This window comes from Inquilinus limosus MP06, from assembly GCF_000767795.1.
Lineage (GTDB): Bacteria > Pseudomonadota > Alphaproteobacteria > DSM-16000 > Inquilinaceae > Inquilinus > Inquilinus limosus_E.
The window spans coordinates 1-1,461 of the sequence record NZ_JANX01000933.1 but is presented as its reverse complement, the minus strand read 5'-3'; the positions used below and the strand labels follow the sequence as shown (position 1 = coordinate 1,461).

The 1,461-nt window shown below is 71.9% G+C and carries 2 protein-coding genes; both read left to right on the top strand.

What is annotated here, in order from left to right:
• Positions 1-1,168, top strand: a 1,168-nt coding sequence (tssL, locus tag P409_RS34125; protein WP_034849249.1) for a type VI secretion system protein TssL, long form, incomplete at its 5' end; no start/stop codon positions are given.
• Positions 1,168-1,461: hypothetical protein (locus P409_RS34120; RefSeq protein WP_034849247.1), on the top strand; the 294-nt coding region annotated here is incomplete at its 3' end. The genes tssL and P409_RS34120, both read left to right, overlap by 1 nt.

Genomic DNA, 1,461 nt, shown 5'->3' with positions numbered 1-1,461 from the left:
GACCGCGGCGGCGCCGCTGCTGTCGCTGGTGGCGCGGCTGCGCAACGTGGTCACGGTGCCGGACCCGGCCAGCCTGCGCGACAACGCGATCCAGGAGATGCGGCGCTTCGAGAAGACGCTGCGCGACCGCAAGCTGCCGATCGAGCAGATCCGGCTGTCGCATTACGCGCTGTGCGCCAGCATCGACGATGTGGTGCAGAACACGCCCTGGGGCAGCCGCGGGCCCTGGGCGGACGCGTCGCTGGTCTCGACCTTCCATCAGGAGGTGCGGGCCGGCGAGCGCTTCTTCGACCTGCTGGACCAGCTGCGCCAGAATCTCGGCACGTTCCTGCCGGTGGTCGAGCTGATGTATCTCTGCATGTCGCTGGGCATGCAGGGGCGCTACCGCCTGTCGGCGCGCGGCCCGGCCGAGCTGGACCGTGTGCGGGAGGAGACCTATGTCGCGATCATGCGGCAGCGGCGGCCGCTCGATCGCGGCCTGTCGGCCCATTGGAAGGGCGTCACCGCGCCATACCGCCAGCAGCGCCGCATCCCGGTCTGGGTGGCGGCGCTGGCCGGGCTCGCGCTGGTGGTGGCGCTCTACATCCTGCTCGCCTACGGCCTGAACGGCGCGTCGGACCGGCTGTTCGAGGCCGGGCGCACGCTGCCGCCCGGGCAGTTCCCGACCATCGCCCGCAGCGCCCCGCCCAAGCCGCTGCCGCCGCCCCCGCCGCCGGCGGAGCCGGGCGAGCTGGCCAAGCTGTCCGGCTTCCTGCAGCCGGAGATCCAGCAGGGGCTGGTGGCCATCGCCGGCACCGACGCGGTGCCGATCGTGCGGATCCTCAACCTCGGCATGTTCAGGTCCGGCAGCGCCAAGGTCGAGGACAAGTACCTGCCGATCCTGGCCCGGATCGGCGCGGCGCTGCGCACCGAGCCCGGCGCCGTCGACGTCGTCGGCTACACCGACAACCAGCCGATCCACACCGTGCAGTTCCCGTCGAACTTCCAGCTCTCCCAGGCCCGCGCCAAGGCGGCGGCCGAGGTGATCGGCCAGTCGATCGACGACCCGTCGCGGCTGTCGACCCAGGGCCGGGCGGACGAGAACCCGATCGCCTCGAACGACACGCCCGACGGGCGGCAGCAGAACCGGCGCATCGAGGTGGTGCTGCACCGGAAAGGGGCGCAGTGATGGAGAATCTGCAGTATCTCGGCGCCTTCTTCGTCAACCGCTGGACGTATAGCTTCGCCGGCGTCGGCATGGCCAGCATGCTGGTCTGGTACCTGGCGCCGCTGGTCCCCGGCTTCGAGAGCTACTTCGCCCGCAGCCTGCTGATCCTGGCGCTGGTGATCCTCTGGGGCGGCGCCAACGGCGCCATCAGCTGGATCCGCCGCCGCCGCGAGAACACGCTGGTCCAGGGGCTGACCGAGGAGGACGGGTCGGCCGCCGCCGGCCCGGCGGAGCGCGACGTCCGCGCCGCCACG